The following is an 18,460-nucleotide window of genomic DNA, read 5'->3' as shown; positions in this document are numbered from 1 at the left end:
AGCACCCTCAGGAGCCCATCATGTCCCCCGACGCAGAACCCGAACCCGGCACCCTGCGCCCCGGTGGCCGCACGGCACGCGTACGTACGGCCGTACTGCGGGCCGCGGGTGACGTGCTGGCCGAGCGCGGTGTCGACCGGCTCGACCTCTCGGACGTCGCCCGGCGGGCGGAGGTCGGCAAGACCACGGTGTACCGGCGCTGGGGTTCGGTGCCCGCGCTGGTCGCGGACCTCCTCGTCGACATGGCCGAACAGTCGCTGCCGCGCGAGGAGACGGGTTCACTGCTCGGCGACCTGCGGGCGGGCGCCCTGCTGGTGCAGCGCACGCTCGCCGATCCCCGCCGGGGCGCCCTGTTTCGCGCCGTCATCGCCGCCGCGACCTGCGACGCCCGTACGGCCGCAGCCCTGCGCCACTTCTACGAAGCGCAGGTCACCGAGTGGGCGCCCTGTGTCGAACAGGCCGTAGCACGAGGGGAGTTGCCCGCCGGAACCGATCCCTCTCAGGTCGTACGGGCCGTATCGGCGCCCCTCTACTACGAGTTGCTGACCACCGGCACCGCCCCGGACGCCCCCGCCGCGGAGCGGGCCGCGCTCGCCGCGCGGGCCGCCGCCGTGGCAGGGGTGTATGTGCACGGTCAGCGGCTGATGGGCTAGGTCGACAGCGCCCCGAAGGGGCGCGGGGCTGTGTCGATATGCGGCTCCGCCGCGTGGGCGCGACCAGCCCCCACCGGCCGGCGGTTCATCACTGCTCTTCCAGCGAAGCGCCCAGCACCCGGGCCGCCCGCTCCACATCCCCGAACCCCACGTACAACGGCGTGAATCCGAACCGCAGCACGTCGGGATGCCGGAAGTCGCCGACCACGCCCCGCTCGATCAGCCGCTTCATCACGTCCCCGGCGCCCTCGCACCGCAGCGCGACCTGGCTGCCGCGCTCCGCGTGGGCCACCGGAGTCACCGACTCCACCCGCCCGGCGGGGACGTACGCCCCCACGCACGTCAGGAAAAAGTCCGTCAGGGCAAGGGACTTGGCACGAACCGCCCCGATCGAGACGCCCTCGCCGTCTCCGTCGCCGTCCCACACATCGAGGGCGGCTTCGAGGGCGAGCATGGACAGGATGTCCGGCGTGCCCACGCGCCCGCGCAGGGCTCCGGTGGCGGGTTCGTACTCGGAGCGCATACCGAAGGGCTCGGCGTGCGAGTTCCAGCCCGGGAGCGGCGAGTCGAAGCGCCCCTGCACCTCCCGCCGCACATACAGATACGCGGGCGAACCCGGGCCGCCGTTCAGGTACTTGTAGGTGCAGCCGACCGCGAGGTCGACCCCGTGTTCGTCGAGCCCGACCGGCAGCGCGCCCGCGCTGTGGCACAGGTCCCAGACGACCACGGCGCCCGCCGTGTGCACCGCGGCCGTGAGCGCGGGCAGGTCGTGCAGCCGACCGGTGCGGTAGTCGACGTGGTTGAGGAGCACCGCCGCCGTACGCTCGCCGAGCGCGCCCGGCACCTCGGCCGGAGCCACCGGCCGCAGCGTGCACCCGGTCATCCGGGCCGCCGACTCAGCGATGTACCCGTCGGTAGGAAAGGTGGTGGCATCGACGACGATCTCGTCCCGCCCCGATCCGGCCGTCATCCGCACAGCAGCCACAAGTGCCTTGAAGACATTGACACTTGTGGAGTCGCCGACGACGATCTGCCCGGCCGCCGCCCCGACCAGCGGAGCGATCCGGTCACCGATCCGCTCGGGCGCGGTCCACCATCCGCTCTCGCCCCAGGACCGGATCCGCAACTCGCCCCACTGACGCCGTACGACGTCCTCGACCCGCCCGGGAACACCGACCGGCAGCGCGCCGAGCGAGTTCCCGTCGAGATACACAACGTCATCGAGGGCGAACTGCGCACGCACGCCCGCCAGTTCGTCGATGGCGTCCAACTTCTCTGCTTCTGCGGCAAGTTCAGACATGAGACCGCGCCGTCCACAGCTCGGGGAACACGTTCTTCTGGGCCCGCTTCTCCAGCCAGGCCACTCCGGCGGAGCCGCCGGTCCCGGTCTTGGCGCCCATCGCGCGCCGGGTGGCGACGAGATGGTCGTTGCGCCATCGCCACACCAGTTCGGCGACATCGGTCAACGCCTCGCCGAGCCGGGCGAGTTCGGCATCCGCGTCACCGGAGTAGAGGGCGGTCCACACCTCCTCGACGGCCTCCGACGGCTCGTACCGCAGCGTCACGTCACGCGTCAGTACGGCCTCGGGAACGGCGTGCCCGCGCCGGTCGAGGAGCCTCAACACCTCGTCGTAGAGGCTTGGTTCGTGCAGGGCCTTCTCCAACTCGGCGTGCACGCGCGGTGCTCCGCGGTGCGGGACGAGCATGGACGCGGACTTCTCGCCGAGCAGGAACTCCATCCGGCGGTACATCGCGGACTGGAAGCCGGAGCCCTCGCCGAGGGCGGCACGGTAGGAGTTGAACTGGGCCGGCGTGAGCTGGCCGAGGGGCCGCCAGGAGGCGTTGAGCGCGTCGAGTTCCCGTACGGAACGCTTCAGCGCGTCGATCGCGACCGGCACCCGGTCCTCGCGCAGGGCCCGCGCGGCGGTCTCCCACTCGTGGACGATGACGGTGAACCACAGCTCCATGACCTGGGTGGTGACGAGGAAGACCATCTCGCCGGGGTCGTCGGAGCGGGTGTGCTGGAGGTGGGTGAGGACGTCGGCCTGGACGTAGTCCTCGTAGGGGGTCGTCCCCTGGAAGTCGAGATGCGGGGCCTCGGGCTCCTGAGTTTCCTGAGCCGGTTGGGACATCGCTGTCTCCTGATGCGTACTCCGGGTAGCGGTCCGCCCCTGCCGTTATCGACACGGTGGCCCCGGTCCCCACCGGGCATCCTCCCCAATCGTCCCCCGAGACCGCAAGGTCCGCCTGGTCACACCAGGCGGACCTGCATCAATACCCACGCACTACGGGACTACGGGACTACGGGACTAGCCCAGCGTCTGGGCCGCCGTGGGCGAGGAGTCCTTCAGGAACTGGCTGCACCGCGCGTACTCCTCCTGCTCCCCGATCGCCTGCGCGGCCCGCGCGAGGCCGTGCAGGGCCCGCAGGAACCCACGGTTCGGCTCGTGCTCCCAGGGCACCGGTCCGTGCCCCTTCCATCCGTTGCGCCGCAGGGAGTCCAGCCCGCGGTGGTAACCCGTACGCGCATAGGCGTACGACTCCACGACACTCCCCCGCTCGAACGCGTCGTCGGCCAACAGCGCCCAGGCCAGCGAGGAGGTCGGGTACTTCGCGGCGACATCGGCGGGCGTCGCACCACTCGCGAGGAGGTCGCGCGGCCCGGGGTCTTCGGGGAGGTGGGTCGGGGGCGGTCCCCCGAGGAGGTTCTCGTGAATCGTCATGGGTTCCAGTCTCCCTTAGGGGCGGCGATTGCCTGGCATCCCGTCGCCGCCGGACGTCTCACCGCCGCCCGCCAACGCCCCCTACTCCCCTACTCCGCCTCCAGCCGCCCCTTCCCCACCTGTGGCTCCAACGGCGGAGCCGTGATCGACCCGTGCGTGAGGCACTCCGGCCGACGGCAGTCCGGTGCTGGACGGCGTACGGTCGCGAAAGCCACCACCGACCCCACCACCAGAACCCCCGCGCACCACAGCATCGCCCGGTTGAAGGCATGGTCGAAGGCACCCGCCGACCGGTACGCCTCCGGCCCCATCCCCGCCAGCAGCGGCAGCGCGGCCACCGCGATGAGGCCGGCCGCACGGGCCGCCGCGTTGTTGATGCCGCTGGCCAGGCCCGCGCGGGCGGTGTCGACGGAGGCGAGGACCGTGGCGGTGAGGGGGGCGACCAGGGTGACCATGCCGGTGCCCATCACCAACAGGGCGGGCAGGACATCGGCCAGGTACGAGGCGTCCTGGCCGACGCGCAGCATCAGCAGCATCGCTGCCGCGCACAGCAGGGGGCCGACCGTGAGGGGGATGCGGGGGCCGATCCGCTGGGCCAGTTCGCCCGAGCGGGCCGAGAACAGGAGCATCAGGGCGGTCGTCGGGAGGAGAGCCGTGCCGGCCTGGAGCGCCGAGTAGCCCGCCACGACCTGGAGTTGGAGCGCGGTGAGGAAGAAGAAGCCGCCGAAGGCCGCGTAGACGCAGAGGGTGACGAGGTTGACCGCCGTGAACTGGCGCGACGCGAAGATGCCCGGCGGCATCATCGGATCGGGGCGGCGCTTCTCGACGTAGACGAAGGCGATCCCCGCGGCCACGCCCGCGACGGCGGTCAGCGCGACCACCAGCGAACCGTTCCGCGCCTCGATCAGCGCGTACGTCACCAGCGCGAGCGCCACCGCGCCAAGGGCCGCGCCCAGTACGTCGAAGCTTCCGTGTTTACGGCCGTCCGCCGACTCGGGGACGTGTCGTACGGCGATGGGGACGCACGCCAGCGCCAACGGCACGTTGATCAGGAACACCCAGCGCCAGCCGGGGCCGTCCACCAGCCAGCCGCCCAGGAACGGCCCGATCGCCGCGCCGATACCGCCGAAGCCGGACCACAGGCCGACCGCCCTGGCCCGGTCGTCGGGGTGGAAGGAGGCCTGGATGAGGGCGAGGGAGCCGGGGGTGAGGAGCGCGCCGCCGATGCCCTGCAACGCGCGCGCGGCGACCAGGACACCCACATTGGGCGCGAGCCCGCACAGCAGCGAGGCCCCCGCGAACCACACAACACCCAGGACGAAGACCTTGCGGCGGCCGTAGCGGTCCCCGAGCGAACCGCCGAGGAGGATCAGACCGGCCAGCGTGAGCATGTACGCGTTGGCCGTCCACTGGAGGGCGGCCAGGTCGGCGCCGAAGTCGCGGCCGATGCGCGGCAGGGCGACGTTGACGACGGTGGAGTCGACCATGGCCATGCTGGAGCCGAGGACCGTGGTCAGCAGGATCCACTTGCCCTGGGGCGAGGCGAGCCGGACGTCGGAGGACATGCCCCAGGTATACAACGAGCCCGGTGCCGTAGCACCGGGCTCGCGAAAAGGGCGCCACAAACCCTCGTGAACGCCTCGAAGAGACGGTTACTTGATCTTCGTGCCCGTGGAGCGCAGGTGGGAGCACGCCTCGGTGACGCGCGCCGCCATCGACGCCTCGCCGAGCTTGCCCCAGGTGCGCGGGTCGTAGGTCTTCTTGGAGCCGACCTCGCCGTCGACCTTCAGGACACCGTCGTAGTTCTTCAGCATGTGGTCCGCGACCGGGCGCGTGAACGCGTACTGGGTGTCGGTGTCGAGGTTCATCTTCACGACGCCGTTCTCCAGCGCGGTGGCGATCTCCTCCGGCGTGGAGCCGGAACCGCCGTGGAAGACGAAGTTGAACGGCTTGCTGCCGGCCGGCTGGCCGTACTTCGCGGCGACGCCCTCGTTCAGCTCCTTGAGCAGCTCGGGGCGGAGCACGACGTTGCCCGGCTTGTAGACGCCGTGCACGTTGCCGAACGACGCGGCCAGCAGGTAGCGGCCCTTCTCGCCGAGGCCGAGCGCCTCGACCGTACGGATCGCGTCCTCGACCGTGGTGTAGAGGGAGTCGTTGATCTCGTGCGAGACACCGTCCTCCTCGCCGCCGGTCGGGGTGATCTCCACCTCAAGGATGATCTTCGCGGCGGCCGCGCGGGCCAGCAGTTCCTGCGCGATGGCGAGGTTGTCGGCGAGGGTCTCCGCCGAGCCGTCCCACATGTGGGACTGGAACAGCGGGTTGCCGCCGGCCTTCACGCGCTCCTCGGAGACGGCGATCAGCGGGCGTACGTAGCCGTCGAGCTTGTCCTTGGGGCAGTGGTCGGTGTGCAGCGCGACCGTGACCGGGTACTTCTCGGCGACGATGTGCGCGAACTCGGCCAGGGCCACGGAACCCGTGACCATCTCCTTGGCGTACTGGCCGCCCAGGAACTCGGCGCCACCCGTGGAGATCTGGACGATGCCGTCGCTCTCGGCCTCCGCGAAGCCGCGCAGCGCAGCGTGCAGGGTCTGGGTCGAGGTCACATTGATGGCCGGGTAGGCGAACTTGCCTGCCTTCGCCCGGTCGAGCATCTCGTTGTAGACCTCGGGGGTTGCGATGGGCATCTGTCCGCTCCTTGGGATGTGCGGGTTGGCGATCTTCGCGATCTGCGTACTACGGCCCTGACCTAGACCTTGGGTGCGACGTCATCGTCGGCCCCATCTTTCCAGACGCGGCCGGATGCTGAGAGTGGGCGGTCAGTCCAGGCCCAGCTCGTCCTTGGAGTAGGCGAAGAGATACGGCACCCCGGCACCCGCCTCGATCTTCTCGGCGGCACCGGTCGCCCGGTCCACGATGGTCGCGACGCCGACGACCTCCGCACCGGCCTTGCGCACGGCCTCGACGGCGGTGAGCGGGGAGTCACCGGTGGTGGAGGTGTCCTCGACGACCAGTACCCGGCGGCCCGCGATCTCCGGCCCCTCCACCTGACGCTGCATGCCGTGGGCCTTCGCGGCCTTGCGCACGACGAAGCCGTCCAGCTTGCGCCCGCGCGCGGCGGCGGCGTGCACCATCGACGTGGCGACCGGGTCGGCGCCCATGGTCAGCCCGCCGACCGCGTCGAAGTCGAGGTCGGCGGTCAGATCCAGCAGCACCTGCCCGACGAGCGGAGCGGCTTCCCCATCGAGGGTCACGCGGCGGAGGTCGATGTAGTAGTCGGCCTCAAGCCCCGACGACAGGGTCACCTTGCCGTGCACCACGGCCTTGTCCTTGATCTGCTGCAGCACCACGCCGCGTACGTCCGTCATGCCGCCCAGCTTAGAGGCGCGTCCAACTCCAGGTCATCGTGGCTTCGAGCGGCTCGATCGGGGTGACGAGGCGGGGCAGGGTGTTGAGCCCGTTCGGCGGCCCGGTCTGCGGTTCCACGCACACAGCGGCCTCCTGCTCGTCGTAGACGACGACCCACTCCTCCGGGCTCGTCACCTTCAACTCCAGCTGCCCCGGCCAGGTCAGCGTGACGTCCACACCACCGGGCATGCCGAAACAGTCGTCCCAGGGGCCGGGCTCACGGTCGATGCGCTTGCCGGTGGGGAGGTGGTCGTCGCCGCGCTCCTCCTGCCAGGCGGGGCTGAAGTCGACGGTCACGTCCTCGCCGCCGAGGTTCCGGTGGAACCACGGGTGCCAGCCGATCTGCGCCGGGAACGAGTCGCCGTACGCCTCCACCGCCATGGTGAGCTTCAGGGCGTCCCCGGTCAGCGCGACGACCTGGGTGACGCGGCCCGGGTGGGGCCAGGGCTCGACCAGGTCGTACGTGATGACCGCCTCGTCGGCCGACCTGCGGGCGGTGCGCCAGGCGCCGTCGCGGACGGTGCCGTGGATGGCGTGCGGCGGGGAGTTGAGGGGCATCTGCCGGACGGTCGTACCGTCCCGGAATCGCCCGTCGCGGATCCGGCCGCACCAGGGAACCATCGGGAAGCACCCGAACCGCTCGCCCTGGCGCAGCAGTTCGGTGCCGCCGACGCGGAGCCCTCCGATACGGCCGCCGTTGCCCGGCTGCACCGTCACTTCCGCGTCGCCCGCGGTCAGCGTGATCTCTTCGTTACTCACGGCACGACCCTACTGGGCTGATCGAAAGCGAAGGGCGCCGACCCTTCAACTCAACGGCGTTTGCGCAGGACCCTGTTGACCACGATCGCCGAGGCGAGAACCAGTGCGGCCGCGGGGGCCGCCCAGCGAAGGGTGGCGTTCGCCGACACGGTCTGCGGGGCGGGAACGGGGGCGTACCGCCCGCGCGGCGGCGCGTGGTCGACCTCCTCCGCGCTGCGCCCGATCATCGTGCGGCGGGCGTGAGCGGCTTCGGCGGGAAGCTCCGGGACGTCGGCGAAGGTCTCGGAGACGTGAGGTTCGTCCAGGCCACCGATGTCGGCGACGGTGTCGTCAATATCGTCCACGGTGTCATCGATGTCGTCGGCCGGCAGCGGATCGAGGGGCGAGGGCTCAGTCTCGAACTCCGGGGTGGGATCCGCGGGTTGGGGCTGTTCAGGCTCGTCCACGTCCGCCCCCAGGCTCTCCGCGAAGCGATCCAGCAGCCGGGTCGCCGCCCCCCGCACCGCGTCCGGCGCCAGTTCGGTGATCCGGCCGTCCGCCGTCGCCGTACCGTCGAAGGTGAGGGTGCAGCCACCGTCGGATTCGCGAACGCGCAACGTGAGCGCGAGTTTCACGGAACCGGTGCCGCGAGCTTCGGTCGCGTCCCCCTCGACGGCATACGTACCGTCGTCCTGCGCGGAGACGCGGACAGCCCCCCGGTAGGTGATGGAGTGACTGCCGATCCGCACCTTCAGGCGCCCGGCGACGGGTTCGGTACCGGCGTCCTGCTGAAAGCCGGGAAGGGCGTGCGCGACCCGGACGGGGTCGCCCAGCGCGGCCCGCAGTCGCTCGGCGGAAACCGGAACGTGCACCTCATGCTCCATGCTTGCCGAGCCTACCTAGGTTGACCGGGGCTACACCTGTCGTTGCCCTTAAGTGCGCCCGTGTTCGTGCGAGCACCCCTGCACAAAAGGCGCGCCCCCACAGGCCCGCAGCCGCCGACGAACGGGAGCGGGTCGTGGCGGTACGGCGCAGCCCGCCGCGTACCCGGCACCAACCCGTTCGACTCTGACAACACCAGAGGGGCCCGACCAGCGGCGGGCTCGCCGTACCGCCACGACCCCGACCCACCCACACACCCGCGCGGGCCCACCCACACACCTGCACGACGCCCACCCACCATCAGTACCGCGGATGCACCAACGTAGAAGCCGCCACCCCCGCCACCCGCGTCCGCTCCGCCGCCCGTTCCTCGCTCGCCAGCCCCGGCCCCGGCTCCGCAGGCGCCACCCCCCGAGTCGCCAGCACGAACCCCCAGTCCCCCGGAGCCCGAGACGCCCCGGTAGCCCGATCGGGCCCCGCCGCGAACCCCGAGGCGCGGCCCCCCACCCGGTACGGAACGGGATGAAGCCCAGCCGCACGGATCGTCGCGACCACCGTCCAGAAGACATGGCGCCGCGAGGCGACAGGCCCACCGTGCACGACCAGCCGCCCCCGATCGGCGAGAGCACGACGCGCAAGCCCGTAGAACTCCTGGGAGTACAGCTTCGTACTCGCGGTGATGCCCGGATCCGGAAGATCCGCGATGACCACGTCGTACGACCCCGGGCGGACCCCGCGCAGCAGGTCGAAGGCGTCGCCCGTAGTCACGTGGACGCGCGGATCGTCGTAGACGTGACCATTCAAACCGGACAGAGCAGGATCCTGCCGGGCCAACCGAACGACGCCCGCGTCGAGTTCGACGATGTCGACGCGACGCACACCCCGATGACGCAGTACTTCCCGCGCCGCGAGCCCGTCCCCACCCCCAAGCACGAGCACGCGCGCGTGCGGCCCGTTCATCGCGGGCCGGACGAGCGCCTCGTGGTACCTGCGCTCGTCCCGCCCGCTGACCCGAAGCCGCCCGTCGAGGAAAAGATCAAGAGGCCGACCGTGGTCGCCGCCGGTGAGGACGACCTCCTGGACGTCGGTCTGCAGCGCGACCCGGACGTCCTTGCCGTAGACGGCCTGCCGCGCGGCCCGTTCGAAGTCGTCGACCAGTACGGCGGCGGAGGCGAGCAGCCCGAGCACGGTGAGGTTGGCGATCACCAGCAGCCAGCGCCCCCGCCGGGTCAGGTCACGCCGGAACAACCCCAGGACCAGACACCCACCGGCGACCACATTGACCGTGCCGGTGAGCAGGGTGCCGGTCAGCTGTCCCAGGAAGGGCAGCAACAGAAAGGGAAACGCCAGGCCACCCACCAGCGCACCGACATAGTCCGCCGCGAACAGATCGGCGACCGCACCCCCCGCGTCCTGCCGCCGGATCCGCTGGATCAGCTCCATCAGCAGCGGAACCTCCGCGCCGATCAGCAGCCCGATGGCGAGCGAGAAGGCGACCAGGAGACAGCGCGGGCCCTGCGCCCACAACCCGCCCCAGTTCCCGGTCCAGGCGAAGACCGCGTACAGGGCCATCGCGCTGCACCCGCCGATCAGCGCGAGCGCCGCCTCGACCGCGCCGAAGCCGGCCGCCGCGTGCCAGCGCAGCCGTTTCGCGCCGAGCGAGCCGATGCCCATCGCGAACACCATGACGGACAGGACGACGGACGCCTGGGTGACCGAGTCGCCGATCAAGTACGAGGCGAGGGCGACGAGTTCGAGTTCGTACACGAGTCCGCAGGCCGCGCAGACGAAGACGCCCGCGAGCACCAGGAACCGGCCCGTGCCCGGCCGTACGGGCAGCCGCGCGGGGCCTGCCCACGGTGGCTGGGTACCCGGCCGGGCCGGCGCGTGCGGTTCGATCACGCTGCGACGTTACGTCACATGATGGGCACGCTTCGTCACCCACACGTGTGGAATGTGTTTACACCGGCGGGGGTCGGTGTCGGCCACACAGCTCATACAGGCGAGGGCACGGCATGCCCCACCGGCACAGGAACCGGCACAGGTACCCGCACCCCCACCCGAGTCCGGGTCGCCACGAGCTGCCCGTCCTGCGGATAGGCGTGCCAGGTGCGCCAGTGCACCTGCCCCTCGTGCCGCTGGGCGAGCATCGCGGTGAAGGCGTGCGGGCTGCCGGGAAAGACCCCGGCCAGGCCGTTGGGATGGTCGGCGACGAGGGCCAGCAGTTCCTGGGCGCGGCCCGCGAACTGCCCCGGGGACAGCACCTCGACCCGGGCCGCGAACTCGTACTCCCAGTCGCCGACCCGCTTGGCCACCCCGAGCGGCAACGGCGTACTGGAACCCGGGATGCACGCGACCGTCTCCGAACAGCAGCCCCGCTCCTCGTCCAGGAGTACCTGGTGGGACGCGCCGAGCAGTCTCAACTGGAGCTTCGCACCGGCCAGTTCGAGATCGAGCGTGGCCAGGGCGGGAAGCGGCTCGCGCCCCAGCGTCCAGGCGAGGTCGGCCGCGCGCGTATCGGTGTAGGAGGTCTTCAGGGTCGTGAGCATGGATCGGCTCCGCTAGCACGCAAAGAAAGGGGAGGTGAGGGGAGGTGTGGGGGTCCGGCACACCCCGGCCGACACCAGGACATCGGCCTGGTCAGCCCAGTAAGGAGAAGGTGTCTGCAGGCGCCCGAGGGGTTGCGTTGGGGCTGCGTTGGTGTTGTAGAGGGAATCATGAGCGGTGGCGCCACCACAGCGTTTTTACCCAACTTCGTGGGGTTTCCATCCCTCAGGGGGCTGCACAGCTCAACTGTTCAACCAAGGCGTACGCCCAGGCGTGTCAGGCGCGCGCCGGAGCGCCCGCCGGGAGCGATCTCCCGACGGGCGCCACGACCCCCGTACGACCCCCGTTCGACTAGCGTTCGCGATGCTCAGCTGCCCCGTGTCAGCTGTCACCGCGTCCGCTCAGCCGCCCCGTGCCAGCTGTCACCGCGTCCGCTCGCCCGCCCGGTGTCAGCTGCCCCCGCCGCAGCCGCCGCCACCCCCGCAGGACGACCCCCCGCCGCACGACGAGCCACCGCCACAGGACGAGTGCCCGCCGCCGCAGGAGTGGTGACCGCCCCCGTGATGCCCGCCGGAGTGCCCGCCGCCCGAGGACGACGTCCCCCCGTCCCCGGCCCACCAGCTGCTGCTCGTACCGGCGGCGCTACCGCCGTAGGACCCGCACCGCCGCCCCGATCCCTTGCCGAGCTTGACGGGCTTGTCCTCGCGCGCCGCGTTCACGACCGCTCCTACCAATGCCACTGCGACAATCGCAACCGCCAGGATGATGCCGAAAACCATGACGTCACCCTCCTTCCGATTCCCCCGAAGCGGCCCCCCGTGGGCGCCTCGTGTGGTGCGTGACACAGGGATGCCCGGTCGTCTCAGCTGCCAAAGCAGAGTTGAGGAACTCCAGAGCTTGGGCGCAGGATGACCGGCATGACCTCCACCGCACGCCCCCTCCTCAACCGCCGGCTCGCCGAGTTCGGGACCACGATCTTCGCCGAGATGTCCGCGCTCGCCCTGAAGACCGGGTCGATCAACCTCGGCCAGGGTTTCCCCGACACGGACGGCCCCGAGGAGATCCGCGAGGCGGCGGTCCGCGCGCTGCGCGACGGACGCGGCAACCAGTACCCGCCGGGCCCCGGCGTCCCCGAACTCCGCACCGCGATCGCCGCCCACCAGCAGCGCCGCTACGGCCTCTCCTACGACCCCGACGCCGAGGTCCTGGTCACGGCGGGCGCGACGGAGGCGATCGCCGCCGCACTCCTCGCCCTGGTCGAACCCGGCGACGAGGTCATCGCCCTGGAGCCGTACTACGACTCCTACGCGGCCTGCATCGCGATGGCGGGCGGCACCCGCGTACCGGTCACCCTGCGCCCGCACGAGGGGGCGTTCCGCCTGGACCTCGACGAGCTGCGCGCCGCCGTCACCGACCGCACCCGCCTCCTCCTCATCAACACCCCGCACAACCCGACCGGCACCGTCCTCACCCGCGAGGAACTCGCCGCCATCGCCGAACTCGCCGTAGAACGCAATCTGTTGGTGATCACGGACGAGGTGTACGAGCACCTGGTGTTCGACGAGGCCGAGCACATCCCGCTGGTGACGTTCCCGGGGATGCGGGAGCGGACGGTGTCGATCGGTTCAGCGGGCAAGACGTTCTCGTTCACGGGGTGGAAGGTCGGGTGGGTCACCGGCACCCCCGGACTGGTGTCGGCGGTCCGCTCGGCGAAGCAGTTCCTCACGTACGTGGCCTCGGGCCCGTTCCAGTACGCGGTCGCGGAAGCCCTCGCCCTCCCCGACTCCTACTTCGCCGCCTTCCGCGCGGACATGCTGGCCAAGCGGGACGTCCTGGCCACGGGCCTGGCAGCGGCGGGCTTCGAGGTCTTCCGCCCGGCCGGCACGTACTTCGTCACCACCGACATCCGCCCCCTGGGCCCGGAGCTCTCCCAGAACGGCGACGGCTTCGCGTTCTGCCGTGCCCTGCCGGAACTCGCCGGGGTCGTCGCCATCCCGAACGCGGTCTTCTACGACCACCGGGAGGAGGGCGCGCCCTTCGTACGGTTCGCGTTCTGCAAGAAGGTGAGTGTGCTGGAGGAAGCGGTGGGGCGGCTCCGCAAGGCATTCGCGGGCTGACCGTCGTCCGCCGTTCCGGCGCTTGCCTGCACCGCAGGGACCGACGTACAATTTCCTGTACGTGGAAGGAGGTTCGATCGTGAAGACCATGACGTATTCCGAGTCGCGCGCGCGGTACGCCGAGGTGCTCAACTCCGTCACCGACGACCGCGAAGAGGTCGTCATCACCCGGGCCGGACATGAGCCGGTCGTCATCGTCTCCCTTGAGGACTACGAGTCCCTGAAGGAGACGGCGTACCTGCTGCGCAGTCCGGCCAACGCCCGGCGCCTGCTCGCGTCCATCGACGAACTGGAAAACGGCGGCGGCACCGTGCGCGAGCTGGCAACCGACGGGTAAGGGCCGCGAGTTGAAGATCACCTTCTCCTCCCGTGCCTGGGAGGACTACCTATGGTGGCAGCTTCAGGACCGGAAGATCCTTAAGCGCATCAACGCGCTCATCGCCGACATCACCCGGAACGGCAACGAGGGCATCGGCAAACCGGAACCGCTCAAGCACGGATTCCAGGGCTACTGGTCGCGCCGCATCAACGACGAGCACCGGCTGATCTACAAGGCCACCGAGGACGGCGTCCTGATCGCACAGTGCCGCTACCACTACGAAAGCTGACGGGACTCGGGGGTCGGGCACAGCACCCTTGTCACACCTGACCCGCACCGCACACAAATAGGCGCGCGAACACGGAGTGGGGTGGGTCACCGGCACCCCCGGACTGGTGTCGGCGGTCCGCTCGGCGAAGCAGTCACCACCGACATCCGCGCCCTGCCGGAACTCGCCGGGGTCGTCGCCATCCCGAACGCGGTCTTCTACGACCACCGGGAGGAGGGCGCGCCCTTCGTACGGTTCGCGTTCTGCAAGCGGGTGGGTGTGCTGGAGGAAGCGGTGGACCGGCTGAGGAAGCTGGCCGGCTGAGACCAGGAGGCATGACGACCGACGGCCGTCCACAGGTTGTGGACGGCCGTCGGCCATACGCCATACAGGACTGAACGGGCCGAACCGGCTGAACCGGCTGAACCGGCTGAACCGGCTGAACCGGCTGAACGGGACTGAGGAGAACTACTCCTCGTCGCCCTCGTCCTTGGGGTTCTCCGCCGCCGCCTCGTCGACTTCCTCGGTGAGGCCGAGCTGTTCGACGAGCCAGCGGTCGAACTCGATCGCGGCCCGCACCCAGCTGACCGTCGAGGACACGAAGTGGTTCAGGTCGACGCCGGTGCCGACCAGCATCTGCGCCTCACCGATGAGACGGACGGTGCCGTCGTCGTGGGTGTGCGTGTAGACCTTGGGCCACAGGGTGCGGCGGTTCCAGTCGTCGATGGACTCAAGCAGCTGCGGCTTGACCTCGATGTCGTGCGGACGGTCGTAGAAGGTCCGTACCGAGAAGACGAGCTGGTCGTCCTCACCGCGGAACATGAAGTACGTGCGGAACTGCTCCCACGGCGCCGCGAGGTCACCCTCGTCGTCGACGACATACTTCAGCTCCATCTGCTCGAGGAGCTGCTTCACAAGGTCCTGATCCGGGACGACGGGGCCCGCCGGTCCTTGGGGGTTCGGCTCGGGCTGGCCCCCGAAGTTCGGAATCGAGGACGGGTCGATGCTCACCGTGTATTTCCCTTCGTACGGATCCCGCCATCCTCCCCCATGCGGGGAGGGGGGTGGCAACCCCTGCCGGGCCTGTCCGCCACGGGCTGACCGATATACGGTCATGCACATGCCTAGGGGGATGCGGTGGCCGCTGCGGGGGATGTGGGGGATGTGCCTGCTCTTCGTGGTGTGGGCGGGCTGGTGGTTCGCACAGACGATGCTCTACGCCGCCTCCAGTGAGGACCCGCCCGGCACCGTCGACCAGGCCGACTGCGCCGACGCCATGGACTTCTCCGGCGCCGCACTCCCCGAGGACACCCGGGACGCGCACTGCACCTCGTACACCTGGGGCGGCCAGGCGTACGACGGCAGTTTCCGCATGCCGCGCGCGGCGGTGCGCGGTTGGCTGACCGAGTCGTTCCCGGACAGTACGGGTATCCCCTGCGACGGGGACGACGACGAGTGCGTCCAGGTCCTCCGCGACCCGCACCCCCACCCGGCCCGCGCCTACGGCGTCACGGTGAGCGTGTACTACGAGGGCGGGTCCGCCGGGGACACCGCCCTCGTCACCTTCGACGCGAGTTCCTACTGAGCGCCGGGCGTCATGACCTGAACGCCGAGCATCACGACCCGAACACCGGGCGTCACAGCGTCTTCCCGCTCGCCGGCCCCACGATCAGCCCGTCCCCGAACGCGTCCACCCGCACCGTGTCCCCGTCCTTGACCTCGCCGGCCAGGATCTCCTTGGCGAGCCGGTCCCCGATCGCCGTCTGGACCAGCCGCCGCAGCGGTCGCGCCCCGTACGCCGGATCGTTGCCGTTGTCCGCGAGCCAGGTCAGGGCCTCGTCGCTGATCTCCAGGGTGAGGCGGCGTTCCGCGAGGCGCTTGGCCAGGCGGCCGATCTGGAGGGCGGCGATACGGCCCAGCTCCTCCCGGTTCAGGGCGGAGAAGACGACCATGTCGTCCAGCCGGTTCAGGAACTCCGGCTTGAAAGAGGCCCTCACCACCTGCAGAACCTGTGCCTTCTTCTCGTCCTCGCCCGTGAGCGGGTCGATCAGGAAGTTGCTGCCCAGGTTGGACGTGAGGATCAGGATGGTGTTCCGGAAGTCGACCGTGCGGCCCTGACCATCCGTCAACCGCCCGTCGTCCAGCACCTGGAGCAGTACGTCGAAGACCTCGGGGTGCGCCTTCTCCACTTCGTCGAGCAGGATCACCGAGTACGGGCGCCTGCGCACCGCCTCCGTGAGCTGACCGCCCTCCTCGTAGCCGACGTAGCCGGGCGGGGCGCCGACCAGTCGGGCCACGCTGTGCTTCTCGCCGTACTCCGACATGTCGATGCGGACCATGGCCCGTTCGTCGTCGAAGAGGAAGTCCGCGAGCGCCTTGGCCAGTTCGGTCTTGCCCACGCCCGTCGGGCCCAGGAAGAGGAATGAGCCGGTGGGGCGGTCCGGGTCCGCGATGCCCGCGCGGGTGCGTCGTACGGCGTCGGAGACCGCCTGTACGGCCTCACGCTGGCCGATGAGGCGGCGACCCAACTCCTCCTCCATGCGCAGGAGTTTCTGCGTCTCGCCCTCCAGGAGGCGGCCTGCGGGGATGCCGGTCCAGGAGCCGACGACGTCCGCGATGTCGTCGGGGCCGACCTCCTCCTTCACCATCGTGTCCTTGGAAGCTTCCTCCTCCGCTTGGGAGGCCTCCTCCAAGTCCCGCTCCAGGGAAGGGATCTCGCCGTAGAGCAGCTTGGACGCGGTGTCGAAGTCGCCGTCGCGCTGGGCGCGTTCGGCCTGGCCGCGCAGTTCGTCGAGCTTCTCCTTCAGCTCGCCGACCCGGTTGAGGGACTGCTTCTCCTTCTCCCAGCGGGCGTTGAGGCCGCGCAGCTCCTCCTCGCGGTCGGCGAGGTCGCGGCGCAGCTTCTCCAGCCGCTCGATCGAGGCCGCGTCCGTCTCCTTGTCGAGCGCCAGCTCCTCCATCTTCAACCGGTCGACGGAGCGCTGGAGTTCGTCGATCTCCACGGGGGAGGAATCGATTTCCATGCGCAGCCTGGAGGCCGCCTCGTCGACGAGGTCGATCGCCTTGTCGGGGAGGAAGCGGGAGGTGATGTAGCGGTCGGAGAGGGTGGCGGCGGCGACCAGCGCGCTGTCCGCGATGACGACCTTGTGGTGCGCCTCGTAGCGTCCCTTCAGGCCGCGCAGGATCGCGATCGTGTCCTCGACGGACGGCTCGGCGACCAGCACCTGCTGGAAGCGGCGCTCCAACGCCGGGTCCTTCTCGATGCGTTCGCGGTACTCGTCGAGGGTGGTCGCGCCGACCATGCGGAGTTCGCCGCGGGCGAGCATCGGCTTCAGCATGTTGCCGGCGTCCATCGAGGAGTCGCCCCCGGCGCCCGCGCCCACGACGGTGTGCAGCTCGTCGATGAAGGTGATGATCTGGCCGTCGGAGTCCTTGATCTCGGCGAGGACGGTCTTGAGCCGCTCCTCGAACTCGCCGCGGTACTTCGCCCCCGCGACCATCGCGCCGAGGTCCAGCGAGACCAGCCGCTTGTTCTTGAGGGACTCCGGCACGTCCCCCTTGATGATCCGCTGCGCCAGCCCCTCGACGACGGCGGTCTTGCCGACGCCGGGCTCGCCGATCAGCACCGGGTTGTTCTTCGTGCGGCGGGACAGCACCTGGACGACCCGCCGGATCTCCTGGTCCCGCCCGATGACGGGGTCGAGCTTGCCCTCGCGCGCGGCGGCCGTGAAGTCCGTACCGAACTTCTCCAGCGCCTTGTACTGCCCCTCGGGGTCGGGTGTGGTCACCCGGCGCCCTCCCCTGCTCTTCTGAAACGCGTCCAGCAGCTTCTTCGCGCCGGCCCCCTGCTGGGAGAGTACGTCCCCGGCCGCGCCGCCCTTCGCGGCGATACCGATCAGCAGGTGCTCGGTGGAGAGGTAGTCGTCGCCGAGCTCCTTCGCGCGCTCGTCGGCCTCCGCGAGCACCGCGAGCAGCTCACGGCTGGGCTGCGGGGGCGCGACCGTCGACCCGGTCACGCTGGGCAGCGAACCGAGCACCCGCTCGGCACCCGACCGTACGGCCGCCTGGTCGGCGTCGACGGCGGCCAGCAGGTCGGTGATGTTCTCGTTGTCCTGCCCTTCGAGCAGGGAGAGCAGCAGATGCGCCGGGGTCAGGTCGGCGTGCCCCCCGGTCACGGCACGGCTGCTGGCCGCGTTGATCGCGTCCCGGCTCCTGTTGGTCAGCTCGGCGTCCACGTTCGCGTACTCCTCCTCCTACGACCTTCGTGCACGGAATGACACGGTCAACGTGCACAAAGTTGAGTCTATTCCACTCAAGGCAGCGGCGGGGAGGATCGAGGGACTAAGTTCCGGGACCATGGCCGCATATCCGGTGGACCCGGGCGATCCCGACCCGTCGTACCTCAGCTTCTGGCGGGAACGACACCTGTGCACCCTCACCACCCCGCGCCGGGACGGCAGCCCGCATGTCGTTCCTGTCGGAGTGACATACGACCCGGAGGCGCGCCTTGCTCGGGTCATCGCGAACAAGTCGAGCACGAAGGTGCTGAACGTGCTGGCCGCCGGCCCCGAGGGAGCACGGGTCGCCGTGTGCCAGGTGGACGGGCGGCGCTGGGCGACGCTGGAGGGCCGGGCCTTCGTACGCGCGGAGCCCGATCGGGTCGCCGAGGCGGAGCGCCGGTACGCGGAGCGCTATGAGCGGACGCCGTCGCCGAACCCGTCCCGGGTGGTGATCGAGATCGAGCTGACGCGGGCGATGGGGAAGGCGGCGGGGAAGGCAGTGGGCAAGGGCTGAAACGATCAGTTCAG

18 protein-coding genes and 1 pseudogene are annotated in these 18,460 nt (G+C 70.3%); 7 read left to right on the top strand and 12 right to left on the bottom strand.

The genetic code is table 11. From position 1 onward, the window contains the following. Positions 1–20 precede the first annotated feature (20 nt). The gene (locus tag OG588_RS27125) at positions 21–653 is read left to right on the top strand and encodes a TetR/AcrR family transcriptional regulator (protein WP_405949570.1); all 633 of its coding nucleotides are present in this window, start codon (positions 21–23) and stop codon (positions 651–653) included. Positions 654–741: 88 nt separating this feature from the next. Here OG588_RS27125 and kynU read toward each other — a convergent pair whose 3' ends face one another. The 10 genes from kynU to OG588_RS27075 form a co-directional block, all read right to left on the bottom strand. Further along, complete coding sequence (kynU, locus tag OG588_RS27120; protein WP_405949569.1) at positions 742–1,953, bottom strand: kynureninase; 1,212 nt, start codon at positions 1,951–1,953, stop codon at positions 742–744. Then, on the bottom strand, positions 1,946–2,785 hold the full coding sequence (locus OG588_RS27115; RefSeq protein WP_366098969.1) for a tryptophan 2,3-dioxygenase family protein: 840 nt from the start codon (positions 2,783–2,785) through the stop codon (positions 1,946–1,948). The genes kynU and OG588_RS27115 overlap by 8 nt, the downstream gene beginning before the upstream one ends. 177 nt (positions 2,786–2,962) lie before the next feature. Next, on the bottom strand, positions 2,963–3,376 hold the full coding sequence (locus tag OG588_RS27110; protein WP_019063040.1) for a DUF3151 domain-containing protein: 414 nt from the start codon (positions 3,374–3,376) through the stop codon (positions 2,963–2,965). 89 nt (positions 3,377–3,465) lie between these two features. Beyond that, on the bottom strand, positions 3,466–4,941 hold the full coding sequence (locus tag OG588_RS27105; protein ID WP_405949568.1) for an MFS transporter: 1,476 nt from the start codon (positions 4,939–4,941) through the stop codon (positions 3,466–3,468). An 87-nt stretch (positions 4,942–5,028) separates the two neighbouring features. After that, complete coding sequence (fbaA, locus tag OG588_RS27100) at positions 5,029–6,060, bottom strand: class II fructose-bisphosphate aldolase (RefSeq protein WP_405949567.1); 1,032 nt, start codon at positions 6,058–6,060, stop codon at positions 5,029–5,031. 132 nt (positions 6,061–6,192) lie between these two features. Then, positions 6,193–6,741 carry an orotate phosphoribosyltransferase gene (gene pyrE, locus OG588_RS27095; protein WP_405949566.1) on the bottom strand — a complete coding sequence of 183 codons (549 nt, stop codon included), beginning with the start codon at positions 6,739–6,741 and terminating at the stop codon, positions 6,193–6,195. Between the two features lie 10 nt (positions 6,742–6,751). Continuing rightward, complete coding sequence (locus OG588_RS27090; protein WP_405949565.1) at positions 6,752–7,540, bottom strand: aldose 1-epimerase; 789 nt, start codon at positions 7,538–7,540, stop codon at positions 6,752–6,754. Positions 7,541–7,590: 50 nt separating this feature from the next. Further along, on the bottom strand, positions 7,591–8,403 hold the full coding sequence (locus OG588_RS27085) for an SRPBCC domain-containing protein (protein ID WP_405949564.1): 813 nt from the start codon (positions 8,401–8,403) through the stop codon (positions 7,591–7,593). Positions 8,404–8,701: 298 nt separating this feature from the next. Beyond that, complete coding sequence (locus tag OG588_RS27080) at positions 8,702–10,303, bottom strand: polyamine aminopropyltransferase (RefSeq protein WP_405949563.1); 1,602 nt, start codon at positions 10,301–10,303, stop codon at positions 8,702–8,704. 92 nt (positions 10,304–10,395) lie between these two features. Beyond that, complete coding sequence (locus tag OG588_RS27075; RefSeq protein ID WP_405949562.1) at positions 10,396–10,950, bottom strand: DUF2617 family protein; 555 nt, start codon at positions 10,948–10,950, stop codon at positions 10,396–10,398. A gap of 906 nt (positions 10,951–11,856) precedes the next feature. Here OG588_RS27075 and OG588_RS27070 point away from each other — a divergent pair. From OG588_RS27070 to OG588_RS27055, 4 genes and pseudogenes are all read left to right on the top strand, one after another. Then, the gene (locus tag OG588_RS27070) at positions 11,857–13,065 is read left to right on the top strand and encodes a pyridoxal phosphate-dependent aminotransferase (protein WP_405949561.1); all 1,209 of its coding nucleotides are present in this window, start codon (positions 11,857–11,859) and stop codon (positions 13,063–13,065) included. Positions 13,066–13,144: 79 nt separating this feature from the next. Next, positions 13,145–13,402: a type II toxin-antitoxin system Phd/YefM family antitoxin gene (locus tag OG588_RS27065; protein ID WP_189263334.1), complete on the top strand. Its 258-nt coding sequence runs from the start codon at positions 13,145–13,147 to the stop codon at positions 13,400–13,402. Positions 13,403–13,412: 10 nt separating this feature from the next. Next, complete coding sequence (locus OG588_RS27060; RefSeq protein ID WP_328680960.1) at positions 13,413–13,673, top strand: Txe/YoeB family addiction module toxin; 261 nt, start codon at positions 13,413–13,415, stop codon at positions 13,671–13,673. Between the two features lie 117 nt (positions 13,674–13,790). Beyond that, positions 13,791–13,976, top strand: a pseudogene (locus OG588_RS27055) (aminotransferase); the annotation flags it as partial. 144 nt (positions 13,977–14,120) lie between these two features. On the opposite strand, the gene OG588_RS27050 reads toward OG588_RS27055, so the two are convergent. After that, positions 14,121–14,663 (bottom strand): YbjN domain-containing protein, encoded by a 543-nt coding sequence (locus tag OG588_RS27050; protein WP_393032747.1) that lies wholly within the window; start codon positions 14,661–14,663, stop codon positions 14,121–14,123. 109 nt (positions 14,664–14,772) lie between these two features. Between OG588_RS27050 and OG588_RS27045 the strand changes: the two genes are divergently transcribed. After that, the gene (locus OG588_RS27045) at positions 14,773–15,237 is read left to right on the top strand and encodes a hypothetical protein (RefSeq protein WP_405949560.1); all 465 of its coding nucleotides are present in this window, start codon (positions 14,773–14,775) and stop codon (positions 15,235–15,237) included. Between the two features lie 52 nt (positions 15,238–15,289). Here OG588_RS27045 and clpB read toward each other — a convergent pair whose 3' ends face one another. Then, on the bottom strand, positions 15,290–17,887 hold the full coding sequence (gene clpB / locus OG588_RS27040) for an ATP-dependent chaperone ClpB (protein ID WP_405949559.1): 2,598 nt from the start codon (positions 17,885–17,887) through the stop codon (positions 15,290–15,292). Between the two features lie 121 nt (positions 17,888–18,008). On the opposite strand from clpB, the gene OG588_RS27035 reads away from it, so the two are divergent. Beyond that, complete coding sequence (locus OG588_RS27035; protein ID WP_405949558.1) at positions 18,009–18,446, top strand: pyridoxamine 5'-phosphate oxidase family protein; 438 nt, start codon at positions 18,009–18,011, stop codon at positions 18,444–18,446. Positions 18,447–18,460: the final 14 nt, after the last annotated feature.

The organism is Streptomyces prunicolor (assembly GCF_045162825.1).
Lineage (GTDB): Bacteria > Actinomycetota > Actinomycetes > Streptomycetales > Streptomycetaceae > Streptomyces > Streptomyces prunicolor.
This window is presented reverse-complemented; position numbering and strand designations above follow the sequence as displayed.